The sequence below is a fragment of the Armatimonas sp. genome, assembly GCF_031410135.1.
GTDB lineage: Bacteria > Armatimonadota > Armatimonadia > Armatimonadales > Armatimonadaceae > Armatimonas.
Genome location: NZ_JANNYP010000048.1, coordinates 1 through 13,868, shown reverse-complemented (window position 1 = coordinate 13,868; position 13,868 = coordinate 1). Strand labels below are relative to the sequence as shown.

The following is a 13,868-nucleotide window of genomic DNA, read 5'->3' as shown; positions in this document are numbered from 1 at the left end:
GGAGGTGATGCAAACACTCAATTTACATTTCCATGAAGTGTGCCCCCGCTGGAACTACACATTCAAGCCTCGCTTGACGCCAACGCCAAGGTAAGGTTTGCAATGTCAAGATACGGAAGTAGATTTTGGACGACTACTAAGGCTGGATCAGTCCCTCTTCGCGCCGGTAGGTCAGGGGACTAGTCGGCAAAGTCACCCCATGCCACCAGACCGTCCCTCCGCCTACACGTGGCAGTAAGTAGGGCACCATGGTCTCGTCGTAGTCTTGGACATACATCAGCACGGCGAGACCGATCTGCTTGAGGTTTGAGATATTGCTGGTCTGTCGCGCCTTGGCCCGCGCTTGTGCAAAGACAGGAAATAGAATCGCCGCTAAAATCGCAATAATGGCAATAACGACAAGAAGCTCAATCAGAGTAAAGACTTTTTTCATAGATTTCCTCATAAAAAAAACCGCCCCGGCAAGAGGCTGAAAAGTGCCGGGGCGGGTGTGGTCGCTGTTTTTCCCCACACAGAGTAACTCACGCGATCAAGCTATCACAACTCAGAAATTAATGCAAATAAATTGCAAAAACTTATCCACTAAAGAGTCTCTGGAACATCCAGACAAGCCCTGCTCCTGCGATTAGCCCAGAGAACATGAGCTGTATATTCTTCCAGTTGAGGCTGGAGCCACGGCGCTTCTCCGTGTCTTTCCGCCAGAGCAGGAGCAACGGGAAGATCGCGCAGCAGAGCAGCACCTGTGCGGTTTCTACGCCAAGGTTAAACGAGAGGAGGCTCCAGATCAGCGCACTGCCTTCCGGCAGCCCCATGTCTTTTAAGTTGCCCGCAAAGGCGAAACCGTGGATAAAGCCAAAGCAAGTCGCTACCCAAAAGCGCTTCTTGAAGGCGCTATCTTTGCGCAGACCGACAATGTTCTCCACGCCCACAAAGACAATCGAGAGAGCGACAATCACATCCACTAAGCGAGCGGGAAAGCTTAGGATTCCCAGTGTGGTGAGGATCAGCGTGACCGAGTGGGCAATAGTAAAGCCCGTGAGGGTCTTGATAATAGACTTAAAGCTTGTGGTGGCCAGCAAGAAGGCAAAAATAAAGAGCATGTGATCTGGACCGGTGAAGATATGCTCCATGCCCGAGATCAGAAACTGCTGGATATTGCGCATCAAGTTGGTCGCCATGTCCGCCGGGTTGACCGTCGCCTGGCTGCCCGTCTTGAGGCGCTGCGTGGTGCCCCCGGCCACGATCATTGTCTCCGCATTGGGCAGGTAGTCAAAGAGCGTGTTGGTGATCTTAATCGCCTGCGTCTGTCCCGAGGTGCGTGGGTAGCGCATCGAGAGCGTGAAGCGCGAGCGGGTGACATCCAGGCTGTTGTCGTAGCGTACTTGGGTGAGCTCACCGGGCCAGGGCTGACCTGCCTGCTCCAATTTGAAGCCGCCGTTGATATACTCCTCCAGCTTCTTCTGGAAATCGGCGGGAAAAGTGCCGTCTGGGTTGCGGCGCTCATCGCCGAGCGTGACACTGGGGATCTGGGTGATGTCCTGTACATTGCCCACGAACTCGATATAGAGAAACTTCTCCTGAGGACGGAGCTTGGCAACCACGGCCTCCACCTGCATCGGGTGTGACCAGACGGGCACGGCAAGCAGGAGACAAAAAAGGCAAGAGAGCCAGAAAATGCGCAGAGATTTCATAGTCAGTGCTTTCAGAGAGGAATTTGAAGGGGATCGTGCCCCTGCTGTGCCTGGGCTTCCAGCTGGCCAGGAGGAAAGTGATGCAGGTGACCGTCGGCGCAGATCGTGAGAAAGCCCCCGGAGTGGCGGGTGAGCGCCAGATCGCTCTGGAGCATCTCAAGTAGCTTGCCCGGAAAACGCTGCCAGGCACGGTTGTGGATATGATCGCCGCGAGAGTCCGTTCCACTGGCCGCGCTCTGCTCCAGAAGAAGAAGCGTGTGGGTAGGCTGGCTGAGCCGCTCGACGCCAGCGGCAGGCATATAAGCAACCTCCGAGTCGTCTCCTGCATCGTGAGAGCCAGCAACTTCTCCCAGCAGATTCTCGTTCCAGGCATAGCTTGATCCCGCCTGTGCAGAACGCATGCTCGCGAGAGGATCGCTGGGGCAGACCCGTAGCGCTTGGACAGCACCATAGGGATTTAGCGTGGTTGCCCAGGAAGAAGCCGTACCGGAGTGACTGGTCAGGGGCAGCAGCCCTTCATGGTCTGCCGCATACTGAAGCGCGGCACAGCTCAATTGGCGCAAGTTACTCGCACACGCACTCTGCTGCGCCCGTGAACGCGCTTGTGCAAAGGCGGGGAAGATAACGGCAGAAAGTGTTGCAATAATTGCAATACTTACCACTATCTCCATCAGAGTAAATGCCTTGCCCACCATCACCTCGCTTAGGGAAAGAATACCGCAACACAGAAAATATTGCAACAGAGTTACTTAAACAATCCAAACGCAACAATATTTTCTCCCCATGATATAATTTTCCACAAGAACGATGACCAAGGATGAGCGCCTCCAGTGGTTTGAAGCCACCCTTGAGCAGGCCGGGATGCGACGAACGCTCCCGCGCCGGATTCTCCTGCGCCTGCTGGCTGCCAGTGAGCGCCCTCTCTCGGCTCAAGACATCTATGAGCAGACCGAGAGTGACATTAATCTGGTCACGATCTACCGCACGCTCAATGAGCTAACCCGGCTTGACCTACTCAACCGAACCGAGTTTGGCGAGGGGTTCTACCGCTACGAGCCCGCCCCCGGCCCCTCGGATACCGAGCACCACCACCATCTGGTCTGCGATAGCTGCGGCTCGATTGCCGACTTCGAGGGCTGTATGGTAGATGCCATGCTCACACAGACCACGATTCCCCATAACTTCCAGGTTGCCAGCCACACGCTAACTCTGCATGGAACCTGCGAGCGCTGCCAAACCGCCCCGAAGTAGTCTCGATACTGTTACTGTGTTATAATAAGCACACAGTAACGCATGGCTACTACTTGCAAAAAACAACGAATAATGAAGAGTGTCACGACTACCGTCGCGGCGCTTTGGTTGTTTGTCTGCCTCTGGTGCCCTCTTACTCATGACAAGAGCCATCAAGCACAGCCAGACAGAGCAGCCACGCATCTCACACTCGGTGCGGGAGACTCCTGTGCCCTCTGTTCCCTCCAAGCGGCCCCAACCACTCTCGTAGGCTCCTCTCTCACTCTTCCTGCCGCAACCCTGGTGCTCAAAACGTCGCGGCTAGCTCTCTTGCTTCCCACCACTGCCCTAGTTTCTCCCCGACATACCACACGTGGCCCCCCTACTCCTCTCTCCTGACAGGGCTTTTGCCCTGGGATAATCGTCGTTTTTCTTTTTCGCTTTTCCAGGAGTTTGATACCTCATGCGTCTTTCGTCTGTGGCCCGTCTTGGGCTTGTACTTGCTATTTCTGTCTCTCTTTCTTCCATTGCCCACGCCGACGTGGTCGGTCGCTTAAAAATCAAAGTTCTCAATGCCGAGTCTGAGAAGCCTCTCTCCGGCGCTAAGATTATTCTCACCGACAGTGCGGGTGTACGCACCCCGCTGACTGTCACCACGGGAGCGGATGGCACCGCGCTCACTCCGCCGCTTGAAAACCGGGCGTGGAAGCTCTCCACTTCCGTCGGGGAGTTCCAGAAAGACACCCAGTCGGTCACCGTGGTCGCCGATGCCACCACCGAGGTCGAGATTCTGCTGGAGCCCCTCAAAGAGAAGACCATCAAGATCACCGCGGTGCGCGATCGGATTCGGAGCGGCGATGCGTCGTCGGCAAAGTCTCTTTCGAGCGAGATGATTCAGAAGTTTCCGCTGACGGCGGGCAACCGCCAGAGCCTGACCAAAGCGATCCGTGCGGTTCCGGGCTTTGCCGAGGACTCGGTGAACCAGGTGCACCCCCGTGGCGAGCACGCCGCCACCTCAATCTATCTCAATGGCTTCTTGCTCCCCGGCGCGTTTCAGGGCCGTGCCGGACAGTTTCTCGCGCCTGATGCCCTCCAGACCATTGATGTGATCACCGGCGGCTTCGCGCCCGAGTACGGCTCAGAGACGGCGGCGGCGCTCAATCTGACGCTCCGCTCGGGAACGCTGGTGCCGTTTCGCACTTTAACCGTGACCGGCGGTGGCTTTGGCACGGGCGAGACCAGCTTTACCGCAGGCGGCCAGCTCGGTGCCGAGAAGAAAAAGCTGGGCTACTTAGTCAACTACACGGGCCGCACCACGGACAATGCTATCGAGGCTCCGCAGCCCGATAAACAAACGCGCCATAACGGCCAGACCTCCCAGACTCTCTTTGCCAACTTCGACTACGAGCTCTCCGCCGCAGAGAAGCTCTCTTTCACCGTGAACTCCGCTCCCGCCCGCACCCAGATCGCCAATCGTACGGGGCTAGGCGCAAGGTTCGAGCCTGTCGGGCAGGGCTTTGGCTACGGAGGGCTTAAAAACGCCAGCAGTGGGCTCGCCTCGCAAGACACTCTCGGGCAGGACATCTATCAGAACGATAACAACGGCTTTGGGACGCTTCAGTACCGCAAGCAGCTCAATGCGAAGACCACAGCAGTTGTCACCTATGGCTCGTCGGAGTCGCGGCAGGATCTGCTCAATAATACGGCGGGCAATGGGGCGACGATCTCCTCCAGTAGCCTCGCTGCGGACTCGTCCATTGAGTTTCACCCGACGATCAAGCGGACATATAATCAGAGCCAGCTGCAGGCTAACCTCACGGTAAACGAGGGCAAGCACACCTACAAGTTCGGCGGCATCTTCTCCGACCAGCGCGGCAACGAGAGCTACCAGATCGTCCCTGGCAGCCAGACCGCACTCAATGCCCTTCATGAGCTTGATGCGCGGCTTGTCGCTCCGGGGGGCAACATGGTCGGGGATGACTATATCGTCGGAGGTGCCACCGCCACACCCACACTTCGGGTCAAGCGCAAGGGCTACTACGGCGCGGCCTACGCCCAAGACACCTTCAAGGCAAGCGAGAAGCTGACGATCAACTACGGCCTGCGCCTCGACACCTACAACTCCCAGCAGAACGTAGACGGCGCGGCGGGCGCATCTCTCACCGCTACCGATCTCTCACCGCGTGTCAATCTTGCCTACAATGTCGCGCCGAAGACCATTGCCCGCGCCTCGTACAACCAGCTTTTCTCGCAGCCGCCGCTCGCCCAAGGTGGGCTGATTGGAGAGGCCGTCAAGCCTCAGCGCGTCAAGATGATCGAGACGAGCCTGGAGCGCCAGCTCCCCCAGAATCAAACGATCAAGCTTGCCGCCTACCGCAAGTGGTTCCACGACCAGCTCGATACCGCCATCTTGATTCCTGGAACTCAGATCGGAGTGTTCTCGACAGTCAACATCAGTAGAGGCTCGTTTGCCAATGGCCTGGAGCTCTCCTACGATAAAACGCCCAAGGGTGGAGTCGGGCTTGGGAGCTTCTTCACCTGGGCCAATGCCATCAACAAGCTGATTGATGGAGAAGAGGCCTACTCCGACCACGACCAGCTCAACACGCTCTCGGGCGGGCTAACCTACGGCCTCAAGAATGGCTCAAATGTCGCCCTGAGCGCCTACTACGGCAGCGGTGCGTTTTCATCCCCGATTGTCAATCCGGAGGACGAGGATGCAACCGTGGATGGTGGTAAGCGGCAGGCACGTGCGGAGATCAACTTCCGCTACTCCACGGGCGGCAAGCTCCTTCCCAATGGCTTCCTGGCAGACCTGTCGGTGGAGAACTTACTCGACAGCCGCGCCGTGATGAACTTCAACTCCCCCTTCACCGGCACCCGCTTCCAGCAGGGCCGCCGCGTGATGCTCAGCCTCACCCGCAAGTTCTAACCCAGAGACCAAATGGAAATCCTGAAAGATAATCTCCGCCCGCGCTTTGGAGCTGCCCTTGGGCTCTCCCTCGCGTTCAATGCAGTGTTTCTGCTTGCGGTGATGCACATCTCGATAGCCCACCAAGGCCACCAAGATGCGCATCCGGGGCCGCTTGAGATTATCTTTCAGGACTGTCCTGAGTGTAAGACAACATCAACTCCTGCTCCAAAAGCGACCCCACTCCCGACGCAGGCGACGCCTGCTCCAACGCCTGTGCCGCACTTGCCTCTCACCACACCACCGCCGACGCAGCCAAATCTCCGCCCACTTTCTCCCAAGCTACCACCGGTGCAGATACCCACTCGCCAGGCCCCTGCGCCCGCAGAGCGGCCCGTGCTCACCGCTGTTGGTGGGCCTGCGGCAAAGCCTACGGAGCGCGCCCAGACCTCGGTGGATAGTTTCCCCCAGCCCACTCCGAGGCCCAGCGCTGCCCCAGCCCAATCTCAAGCCGCGCCCAGTGCGCCTGCGGCAACCCCAAAGCCGACTCCAGAGCCCACACCGACACCGCGTCCCACTCCAAAACCCACGCCGGAGCCCACTCCCACACCGCGCCCGACACCCGCCCCGACTCCCAAGCCTACGCCAGCACCCACACCGAAGCCTTCTGGGCCTACTCGTGAGGCCGAGCCAGGCCGCCAGGTGCAACCCACGATCCCCGACTCTCTCAAAAAAGGCGAGTTCAAGTCTTTTGTGCGCGTCGTCGTGGAGATCGAGGCCGATGGTAGCTTCGAGGTAACCCTACGAACCTCCTCAGGGAACACGGAGGTAGACCAGCGAGTGCTAGAAGCGCTGAAAAAATGGACGTGGAAGCCCGCCCTGAAGAGCGGGCAAGCGGTTGCCAGCACCCAGCGCTTCAAGTTTGAGTTTGAGGTACAGTAGATGTATGCAGCAACCTCTCTGGCAAGAGCTTCAGGTGCAGAGCGTCTCCGTTCCGGAGGAGACCCTGCCGTTTCTGGAGGCGCTCCAGCATATCTACACCAATGGTGGGGCGGAGCTACGCGCGTTCACGGTTGAGCCGCACCCGCTCTGGCTGGCGCACGCCGCCTACGATGACCTGGATCGGCTCGGGTTTCCACGAGATTTCCTGCGCCTTCCGAGTGTGCTGGAGGCACTTCCCGATCCGCAGCGCATCCCCGACCCGAGCCTAGTGCCCAGCTTTTTCCGCCTCGATGAGCCTCTGGAAGACCATCTCGCCCTGCGCCTGATCAGCGGCGGCGCGTATGTCGCCTGCGACCGCTCCGCCGAGGACGCGGAAGATGAGGCACTGGCGTTCTGCACGGCTTTTCTGCCCGGTGCTCCTGAGGAGTACACAACCTATCTGTGCGAAGAGGGCTGGCATGGCTGGCTTCACGATATCGCCTGGGACGCGACCCTGGTAGTTGTCAATCGCATGCGCGGCCTGGTCTGGGTTCTGATGCTCACGGACATGGACTGACCTGCTAAGGCGATAGAATACTCCTCGTGAAAGAAACTCTGGCAAAAGTAATCGGCGGCTCTGGGCTCTCCGAGGCCGAGGCTGAGGCCGCGATGGGCACGATCATGGCGGGCGATGCGACACCGGCACAGCTCGGGGCATTGTTGACAGCCCTACGGCTCAAGGGCGAGAGCGTGGAGGAGCTGACCGGCTTTGCCCGTGGGATGCGGGCACACTCACTCAAAGTCACCACGCACCGCAAGCCTCTTGTGGACACCTGTGGCACCGGCGGCGCAGCACGAAAAACCTTCAATATCTCGACCACCGCCGCCTTTATCGCCGCCGCCGCGGGCGTCGCTATCGCCAAGCACGGCAACCGTGCCGCCACGAGCAAGTTTGGCTCCGCCGATGTGCTGGAAGCACTGGGCGCACGCCTTGATCTCTCCCCGGAAGCCGTGGGACGCTGCATAGATGAGGTCGGGATCGGTTTTCTCTTTGCCCGTAGCCATCATCCGGCCATGAAACACGCCGCGCCGGTTCGTGCGGAGCTGGGCTTTCGGACGATCTTTAACGCACTGGGGCCGCTGACTAACCCGGCAGGCGCGACCCGACAAGTGCTCGGGGTCTACGACGGCGCTCTCTGCGAGCCCCTCGCCAAGGTTCTGCTGCGCCTGGGAGCCGAGCACGTCTTAGTCGTGCACGGAAAAGCGGGCCTCGACGAGCTCTCCACGTTTGGAGAGACCCTTGTTGCGGAGGGCAAGGACGGTACGGTAAAAACCTACACCCTCACACCTCCCGACCTCGGCTTCTCCGAAACAACTCCCGAGGCCCTTGCACCAAACAATGACGACCCCGCCGCCACCGTGCGTGCGATTCTCTCAGGCACACCTGGCCCCCGCCGCGAGATCGTGCTGGCCAATGCTGGAGCCGCGCTCTATGTCGCCGGAGCCGCCACCAGCCTCACCGACGGCATCGCGCTGGCAGCCGAGACCCTCGACTCTGGTGCCGCCTTGTCGAAGCTCAACCAGTTTGTGGAGTTCACACAGAGATAGTTTTCCCCCTAACCCCCGCTGGGCGGGGGGACAATAAGGAATTTCATGAGTGATATTTTAGAGAAGATTCTTACCACCAAGCGCGACGAAGTCGCGGCTCTTAAGGCAAAGAGCAAACCGTCAGACCTGCTTACCCGCTGTGCCGACCTGCCGCCGACACGTGGGTTTCGCGCGGCTCTGTTGCCCTCCCTCCCCCCGGCCCCCTCCCTCCCGATAACGGGAAGGGAGGGGGAGATACAGAGGGGGTTTTCTATCCCCCCCAACCCTCTCCCATTATTGGGAGGGGGTGGCGAAGAGAGGGACGAACGAAGCCGGGGGAGGGCAATGAGCGCCGTCGCCCTGATCGCCGAAGTTAAGAAGGCCTCACCAAGCAAGGGGCTGATCCGCCCCGACTTCGATCCTGTGGCGATTGCCAAAGCCTACGCTACAGGTGGTGCGAGCTGCCTCTCGGTGCTGACGGATCGGGACTACTTTCAGGGTGATCTGGGCTATCTCGCCGCGATTCGTGAAGTTGTTTCTCTGCCACTCCTACGCAAAGACTTTCTGATTGACCCGATCCAGATCTACGAGGCGCGCCTTGCGGGTGCTGATGCGATTTTACTGATCGTCGCCGCGATTCCCTCACCCGCACGCCTCGCCGAGCTGCGCCACGCCGCTGAGCAGCTCGGGATGGACGTTCTCGTAGAAGTTCACAACGAAGCGGAGCTGGCGCTTGCCGTCGAGTCCGGCGCGACGCTCCTTGGGGTGAACAACCGCGACCTGAATACCTTCACCGTTCAGCTAGAGACCTTCGAGCGCCTCGCCCCGCTCTTTCCCCAAAACGCCGTCGCCGTCGCGGAGAGTGGCATCTTCACCGCCGAGGATGTGAGGCGCATGGGAGCCGCCGGAGCCCATGCCGTTCTGGTCGGGGAGTCGCTCATGCGCCAGCCCGATGTCGAAGCCGCCACGAGAGATCTACTTGCGTAATAGTGCGGGCTTGGTTGCCATGAGAATTTCGCGGATGGCGGTTCGGTCTGCCTCCGTGAGATGTGCGAAGTCTTTGGTTTTGTCTTGGCCAGAGAGCACTTCTTGGATGCGGCGCGTGACGTAGGCTCTTGCCTCTTGGGGAAGCGCGTCAAACGGTGGCGAGTAGATGATCCAGCTCAGAGGATAGCGCGAGAGGCGGGTCTGTAGATCCAGATCACGCAGGGTGCGGCCCCTGCCATCGAGGGGACCTTGCTGGGCGAACTGCCGTGCAAAGGGCGTGGTGCCGGTCACTTTATCCTTGAGCGGCGCTTCGTCGCCGAAGAAAAGTGCCTTGACCAGCGGCTCGCACGCGCTGGCAATCCGGCGCGTGGTGCTCTCCCGACGGCCCGTCTCTTTCAGCGCGGCGTTGAGCTGGGCTTCATCGGCGAGGGTATCGCGGACAAGATAGCTCGCACGGGTCAGTAGGTTCTGGAGCGCTCCCTGGTGCTCCGCCACCAGTAGCGCGACAATATCGGAGTGGGGGGTGAGATACGGCGAGGTGTCAAACTTCTCGCGCAGGTTGGTCAGATTGGCTCCCGCCTCAGAGTCTATACGCGCATCGCCATCGCCGCCCCGTGCGAGCTCATTGCCCAAGTGCCGCATCCTCCCATGAGTGCCCGTCACGTACCAGCCCCCCCAGCGCTCCTCAAACGGGCTCTCATCGGTCGTCACTTTCGAGCCCGCAGAAAAGTCCGGCTGGCCATCGGCGCGCACATAGAGGGAGCGCATCACATGCCCTGGGATACTCTTCGTCACCGAGGACTGGTGGCACTGCAGGCACTCGTAGGTCTGGCGCTTCAGAACGAGCCGATTGGGATTCTGGGCCAGCGTGTAGAAAACAGAGCCCTGCACCGGGTCTTGTGCCATCAGCTCCAGCACCTGCCCGCCTTGGACAAACCCCACCCAGCAGTTGTCGTTAAAGTAGAGCGCACGGGGCGTACTGGGGGTAATAAACGAGAGCTGGAGGCTCGTTTTGGAGAAGACAAGCATCTGGGAGGAGGGGAGAATCTGGAGCTCTTTTAGCAGCGCCTTGAGATAGCCACCCTGTGGCTCATAGCGCAGCTTGACCTCTCCCTGAGCCAAGCGCTTCTGGAGCCGCGCAATGGGATCGTCCATCGTAGCAGTGAGATACTCCGCCGTCGCATCGGGACGCTTCGGGGCACTCGCCAGTGCCGCGGTCGCCGCCAGTGCCAGAGTTGCGATAATAAGACGCATTTGTCCTATTTTATCATCAATCTATGAAGGAGCAATCACGTCTCTCGGCTTGTAATGGCATCGGTGGCATTGGAGAGGAGGCTCCAGAGCGCCTCCTGCCACGCAGAATCTGCGTGCTCGGGCTTCATCTGCACAGAGCGCAGGCAGGAGACGCGCTCCGTGTCAAGACCAAAAAACGCGCCTGGTAGCTCGGCGAGGGCAAGGTGCAGCCCTCGTCGCGCCGCTTCCTCAAAGACTGCTCTTGCCGAGCCCTCACGCACGGTCCAGACGACAATATCGAGCTCGGGGGGTAAGCCGACCATAAAGCGTGGATCGGCAGCGAGTTTTTCGTAGAGAGCGAGCGCGGCGCTTCTGCACTGCGCCAGCATCCCCGCAAACTCACCGGTTGGTGTCAGTGGCAAGAGTCTCTGCGTCGCCCAGAGCGCCACGGCGGCGGCTCCGGCGCGGGAGCACTCCAGGCTGATCTCCCCTAAATGAAGCTCGGTGGAGCTAAAGTAGGTGTAGGGCGAGTCGTGCTTGTAGAGGTGCCCGACGCTTGGATCGCGAAACAACACGCAGCCGCAGCCATAGGGTTGCAGCCCGTGCTTGTGCGGATCAATGACGAGAGAGTCCACGCCGCTGATCTGATCAAACGCCGCCCGCGCACTCTCGCCCAAGTTCTCCGCCAGCCCGAAGTAGCCGCCGTAGGCAGCGTCGGCGTGGAGGCGGAAGCCGTATTTTTGCCGCAGCGCCAGAATCTCGGGGAGGGGGTCTACGGAGCCCGTCGCCGTGGTTCCTAGAGTTGCGACGACGCAGCCGACATCGCCACGCTCCAGCCGTGCTTCCAGCGTCGCGGTGTCCATGCGCCCGAAGCGATCCACGGGCACGGCCTCAAAGGGGAGCCCCAGCACCGCGCTGATTCTCCCGTGCGTGTAGTGCGCCTGCGACGATGCCAGCACAACTTTCCCCGGCGCGAGCCGCCCCGCCACCCAGAGCGCCTCTAGGTTTGCCATCGTCCCGCCGCTGGTCAGGTGCCCCAGAAAGGTCGTCCAGCCAAACATCGCCGCGAGCTGCGCTACCGCCTCTTTCTCCATCTGGGAGCTCGCCCGCCCCCCATCAAGCGCATGGTTGTTAGGATTCATGTAGAGTGCGAGCTGATACGCCAGCCGCGCCACGGGGTGCGGCGGCTTGAGCATCTGCCCGGCGTAGAGCGGATGGAAGTAGGGATAGTTATCCTGAAGCCGAACCGCCACCTCCCGCAAGACGGCGCTTATCGCCGCAGGATCGGCGGTTTCCGTGTGCGGCGGCAGGTCGGTAAAGCCCGCGCCTAGCGTGGCGAGAGCGTCTTTTAAAATATCGAGCGTGCTGTCTTGGTGCATCTTCCCCCATCGTTTCGCCCCATGGAATGGGGCGTCAACAGTGGCGCTTCGCGCCGCAAAGCCCGTTCCGGGCTGGAGATTCGGGAGCCCGGAACGGGCTTTGCAGCCGAAGGCTACTGCAGACGCCGGTTTTCAACCGGCGGCAGGGGGGCAGTTACCAGCGTAGTTTGGCCGGGAAGAACTTGTTGATCAGCTCTAGATAGTAGGGCTTCAGAGCTTCTACATCCGGGCGCTCGTCGGTCTTGGTGTAGAGATCGTAGGGGTTGAAGGCTTTGACGGCACTGAGGAGCTGGCGGTCTTTGGCGTTGGTCAGGTGTGTGTAGGCGCCCTCGTTGTGCCAGGGGTAGAACGAGTGAAAGCGGATCATGTAGAGCGCCTCGTCGGGGAGGTGGTCTTTGACAACGTTGTAAAGATACTCGTCGTGGCCCCAAGAGAGGTGGACATTGTCGAGGCCCATCTCTGGCTCGTAGATACCGTACTCGGTCTGGTACTCGGGCACCTGGCTATCGGGGTTGAGGGCGAAGAACTCGGGATAGACACACTTCTCGGAGTACTTGCAGCCGGTCGCAAACGTGTCGCCGACCACGGCCCACTGCGGCTCGCCAAAGAGGCAGAGAATCTTCCCGGGGTCGTGGATGAGGCCGGTGAGCACAAACCAGTCCGGGTGGCCGTCCTTGCGGATCGCCTCGGAGGTCATCAGCAGGTGCTCGATCTGGGTAAAGTCGCCGTCGGGGTCGGAGTCGTCGATCAGCTCGTTGAGAAACTCCATCGCCTCCCAGATGCCCATCTCGCGCCGGCTCAGCGCCAGATAGTCGGCCTTTTTGGCGCGCACAAAGTCCAGGGTCTGGTGGGTGTGGTTGAGGCGGTAGAACGTCTTGACCGTGTCCCGCGCCTCGGCCTCGTAGTCCCGGAACTTATGCTCGGTGCTGGTTTCCATGCCTCACCGTTCGGCAAAAACGCCAGGATTTCCTGCCCATAGTGAGCAAGGGGAAAGGGAACTGCCGATTCTACAGTGGGCTGACGAGTATTGTGGTCTTAATCCCTGCCATCAAAGTGTCTGAGGTGCGAGGAGGCCGGAGGCGTGCAAAAGCCGCTAGAAGGTATCTCATTCAAACGATTAGTTAGCGCAACTAACGAATTACCCATGCCTTTGCCACAAATCTATTGACCTCGTTCGCCGATTTTGTGGGATCTTCGAGAACCGTTACTAGCGAGTCAGGCACTTCAAGGTTAGGATATTTTTTCTTCCAGGCATTTTTCTGGATTTCAATAAATGATTGATGATCTTTATTGGCTCTAATACTAAAAGTTTTCTTACGTGTATTGCCCTGCTGAAGCGGATGTTGAGTTCCTGGAGCAAAAAATGGGAGTGAAAAGCACACATCAATATTTTTTTTATGACCTGCAATTAAAAAAACACCAGTACAATTTGGATTTCTATCTACCAGTATCTTAAGACGAACTATATCCCAAAGTATATTGGCAGGCGTGCAATGAGATGAACCAGCCCATTTAGCTTCTATAGCAATCATTATTGTATCTGATGACTTATTTATGACCACGCTGTCAATTTCTGGCTTTCTACCTCTCCCCGTTTTACTTAAACATGGATGAACATAGCCGTTTTGCACTTCGTAATCTGATGGACTATAACATGCCCTGAGGATGTCCCCAACTTTTTCGACTAAATATGCCTCGTCCATAGTACTACCCTTGAAACACAGATAGTCATAATGCAATTTCGACGAAACTGCCTCAGCCACACGTCTTGGCACTCGTATATAGGGTCTTGGATTCATTTTTCGATTTGCTTAAGCGTAGTGGCGCTAACGAGTATTTATGCCGTAGCGTTCAGAATGACGATTTTGGGATTGTACCCTATAGCTAATGCGTTCTACTTACCTGCCTCGCTGGTGCGGGTGCCGCCTG

13 protein-coding genes and 1 pseudogene are annotated in these 13,868 nt (G+C 58.9%); 7 read left to right on the top strand and 7 right to left on the bottom strand.

Going from position 1 to position 13,868, the window contains the following annotated elements; all coding sequences use genetic code 11:
- Positions 1 to 253 precede the first annotated feature (253 nt).
- From RMO15_RS33140 to RMO15_RS01710, 3 genes and pseudogenes are all read right to left on the bottom strand, one after another.
- Positions 254 to 433 (bottom strand): annotated as a pseudogene (locus RMO15_RS33140) (DUF1559 domain-containing protein); the annotation flags it as partial.
- Positions 434 to 575: 142 nt separating this feature from the next.
- A complete protein-coding gene (locus RMO15_RS01715; protein ID WP_309707231.1) occupies positions 576 to 1,691 on the bottom strand; it encodes a HupE/UreJ family protein in 1,116 nt (371 codons plus the stop codon).
- Positions 1,692 to 1,702: 11 nt separating this feature from the next.
- Positions 1,703 to 2,362 carry a hypothetical protein gene (locus RMO15_RS01710; RefSeq protein WP_309707229.1) on the bottom strand — a complete coding sequence of 220 codons (660 nt, stop codon included), beginning with the start codon at positions 2,360 to 2,362 and terminating at the stop codon, positions 1,703 to 1,705.
- 136 nt (positions 2,363 to 2,498) lie between these two features.
- On the opposite strand from RMO15_RS01710, the gene RMO15_RS01705 reads away from it, so the two are divergent.
- From RMO15_RS01705 to trpC, 7 genes are all read left to right on the top strand, one after another.
- Positions 2,499 to 2,942, top strand: coding sequence for a transcriptional repressor (locus RMO15_RS01705; RefSeq protein WP_309707227.1), 444 nt, complete (start codon positions 2,499 to 2,501; stop codon positions 2,940 to 2,942).
- A gap of 72 nt (positions 2,943 to 3,014) precedes the next feature.
- Positions 3,015 to 3,320 carry a hypothetical protein gene (locus tag RMO15_RS01700; RefSeq protein WP_309707226.1) on the top strand — a complete coding sequence of 102 codons (306 nt, stop codon included), beginning with the start codon at positions 3,015 to 3,017 and terminating at the stop codon, positions 3,318 to 3,320.
- A 64-nt stretch (positions 3,321 to 3,384) separates the two neighbouring features.
- Entirely contained in the window at positions 3,385 to 5,853 is a 2,469-nt protein-coding gene (locus tag RMO15_RS01695) for a TonB-dependent receptor (protein ID WP_309707224.1), read from the top strand.
- Between the two features lie 12 nt (positions 5,854 to 5,865).
- Complete coding sequence (locus RMO15_RS01690) at positions 5,866 to 6,774, top strand: TonB family protein (protein WP_309707223.1); 909 nt, start codon at positions 5,866 to 5,868, stop codon at positions 6,772 to 6,774.
- A 4-nt stretch (positions 6,775 to 6,778) separates the two neighbouring features.
- Entirely contained in the window at positions 6,779 to 7,330 is a 552-nt protein-coding gene (locus tag RMO15_RS01685) for a hypothetical protein (RefSeq protein WP_309707221.1), read from the top strand.
- Between the two features lie 26 nt (positions 7,331 to 7,356).
- The gene (trpD, locus tag RMO15_RS01680; RefSeq protein ID WP_309707219.1) at positions 7,357 to 8,361 is read left to right on the top strand and encodes an anthranilate phosphoribosyltransferase; all 1,005 of its coding nucleotides are present in this window, start codon (positions 7,357 to 7,359) and stop codon (positions 8,359 to 8,361) included.
- Positions 8,362 to 8,406: 45 nt separating this feature from the next.
- Complete coding sequence (gene trpC, locus RMO15_RS01675; protein ID WP_309707218.1) at positions 8,407 to 9,327, top strand: indole-3-glycerol phosphate synthase TrpC; 921 nt, start codon at positions 8,407 to 8,409, stop codon at positions 9,325 to 9,327.
- Here the strand turns inward: trpC and RMO15_RS01670 are convergent.
- The 4 genes from RMO15_RS01670 to RMO15_RS01655 all read right to left on the bottom strand — a co-directional run bounded on the left by RMO15_RS01670 (position 9,316) and on the right by RMO15_RS01655 (position 13,642).
- Positions 9,316 to 10,581, bottom strand: coding sequence for a hypothetical protein (locus RMO15_RS01670; RefSeq protein ID WP_309707216.1), 1,266 nt, complete (start codon positions 10,579 to 10,581; stop codon positions 9,316 to 9,318). The two genes, trpC and RMO15_RS01670, sit on opposite strands and share 12 nt — an antisense overlap.
- Before the next feature lie 35 nt (positions 10,582 to 10,616).
- On the bottom strand, positions 10,617 to 11,939 hold the full coding sequence (locus RMO15_RS01665) for an aminotransferase class I/II-fold pyridoxal phosphate-dependent enzyme (RefSeq protein ID WP_309707214.1): 1,323 nt from the start codon (positions 11,937 to 11,939) through the stop codon (positions 10,617 to 10,619).
- 154 nt (positions 11,940 to 12,093) lie between these two features.
- A complete protein-coding gene (locus RMO15_RS01660) occupies positions 12,094 to 12,876 on the bottom strand; it encodes an inositol oxygenase family protein (protein ID WP_309707213.1) in 783 nt (260 codons plus the stop codon).
- Positions 12,877 to 13,069: 193 nt separating this feature from the next.
- A complete protein-coding gene (locus RMO15_RS01655; RefSeq protein ID WP_309707211.1) occupies positions 13,070 to 13,642 on the bottom strand; it encodes a hypothetical protein in 573 nt (190 codons plus the stop codon).
- Positions 13,643 to 13,868: the final 226 nt, after the last annotated feature.

Bases quoted from the DNA above. Each gene is read 5' to 3' on its own strand.
- RMO15_RS01715 (WP_309707231.1), bottom strand. From the start codon at position 1,691: ATGAAATCTCTGCGCATTTTCTGGCTCTCTTGCCTTTTTTGTCTCCTG.
- RMO15_RS01710 (WP_309707229.1), bottom strand. From the start codon at position 2,362: ATGGAGATAGTGGTAAGTATTGCAATTATTGCAACACTTTCTGCCGTT.
- RMO15_RS01705 (WP_309707227.1), top strand. From the start codon at position 2,499: ATGACCAAGGATGAGCGCCTCCAGTGGTTTGAAGCCACCCTTGAGCAG.
- RMO15_RS01700 (WP_309707226.1), top strand. From the start codon at position 3,015: ATGAAGAGTGTCACGACTACCGTCGCGGCGCTTTGGTTGTTTGTCTGC.
- RMO15_RS01695 (WP_309707224.1), top strand. From the start codon at position 3,385: ATGCGTCTTTCGTCTGTGGCCCGTCTTGGGCTTGTACTTGCTATTTCT.
- RMO15_RS01690 (WP_309707223.1), top strand. From the start codon at position 5,866: ATGGAAATCCTGAAAGATAATCTCCGCCCGCGCTTTGGAGCTGCCCTT.
- RMO15_RS01685 (WP_309707221.1), top strand. From the start codon at position 6,779: ATGCAGCAACCTCTCTGGCAAGAGCTTCAGGTGCAGAGCGTCTCCGTT.
- trpC (WP_309707218.1), top strand. From the start codon at position 8,407: ATGAGTGATATTTTAGAGAAGATTCTTACCACCAAGCGCGACGAAGTC.
- RMO15_RS01670 (WP_309707216.1), bottom strand. From the start codon at position 10,581: ATGCGTCTTATTATCGCAACTCTGGCACTGGCGGCGACCGCGGCACTG.
- RMO15_RS01665 (WP_309707214.1), bottom strand. From the start codon at position 11,939: ATGCACCAAGACAGCACGCTCGATATTTTAAAAGACGCTCTCGCCACG.
- RMO15_RS01660 (WP_309707213.1), bottom strand. From the start codon at position 12,876: ATGGAAACCAGCACCGAGCATAAGTTCCGGGACTACGAGGCCGAGGCG.
- RMO15_RS01655 (WP_309707211.1), bottom strand. From the start codon at position 13,642: ATGGACGAGGCATATTTAGTCGAAAAAGTTGGGGACATCCTCAGGGCA.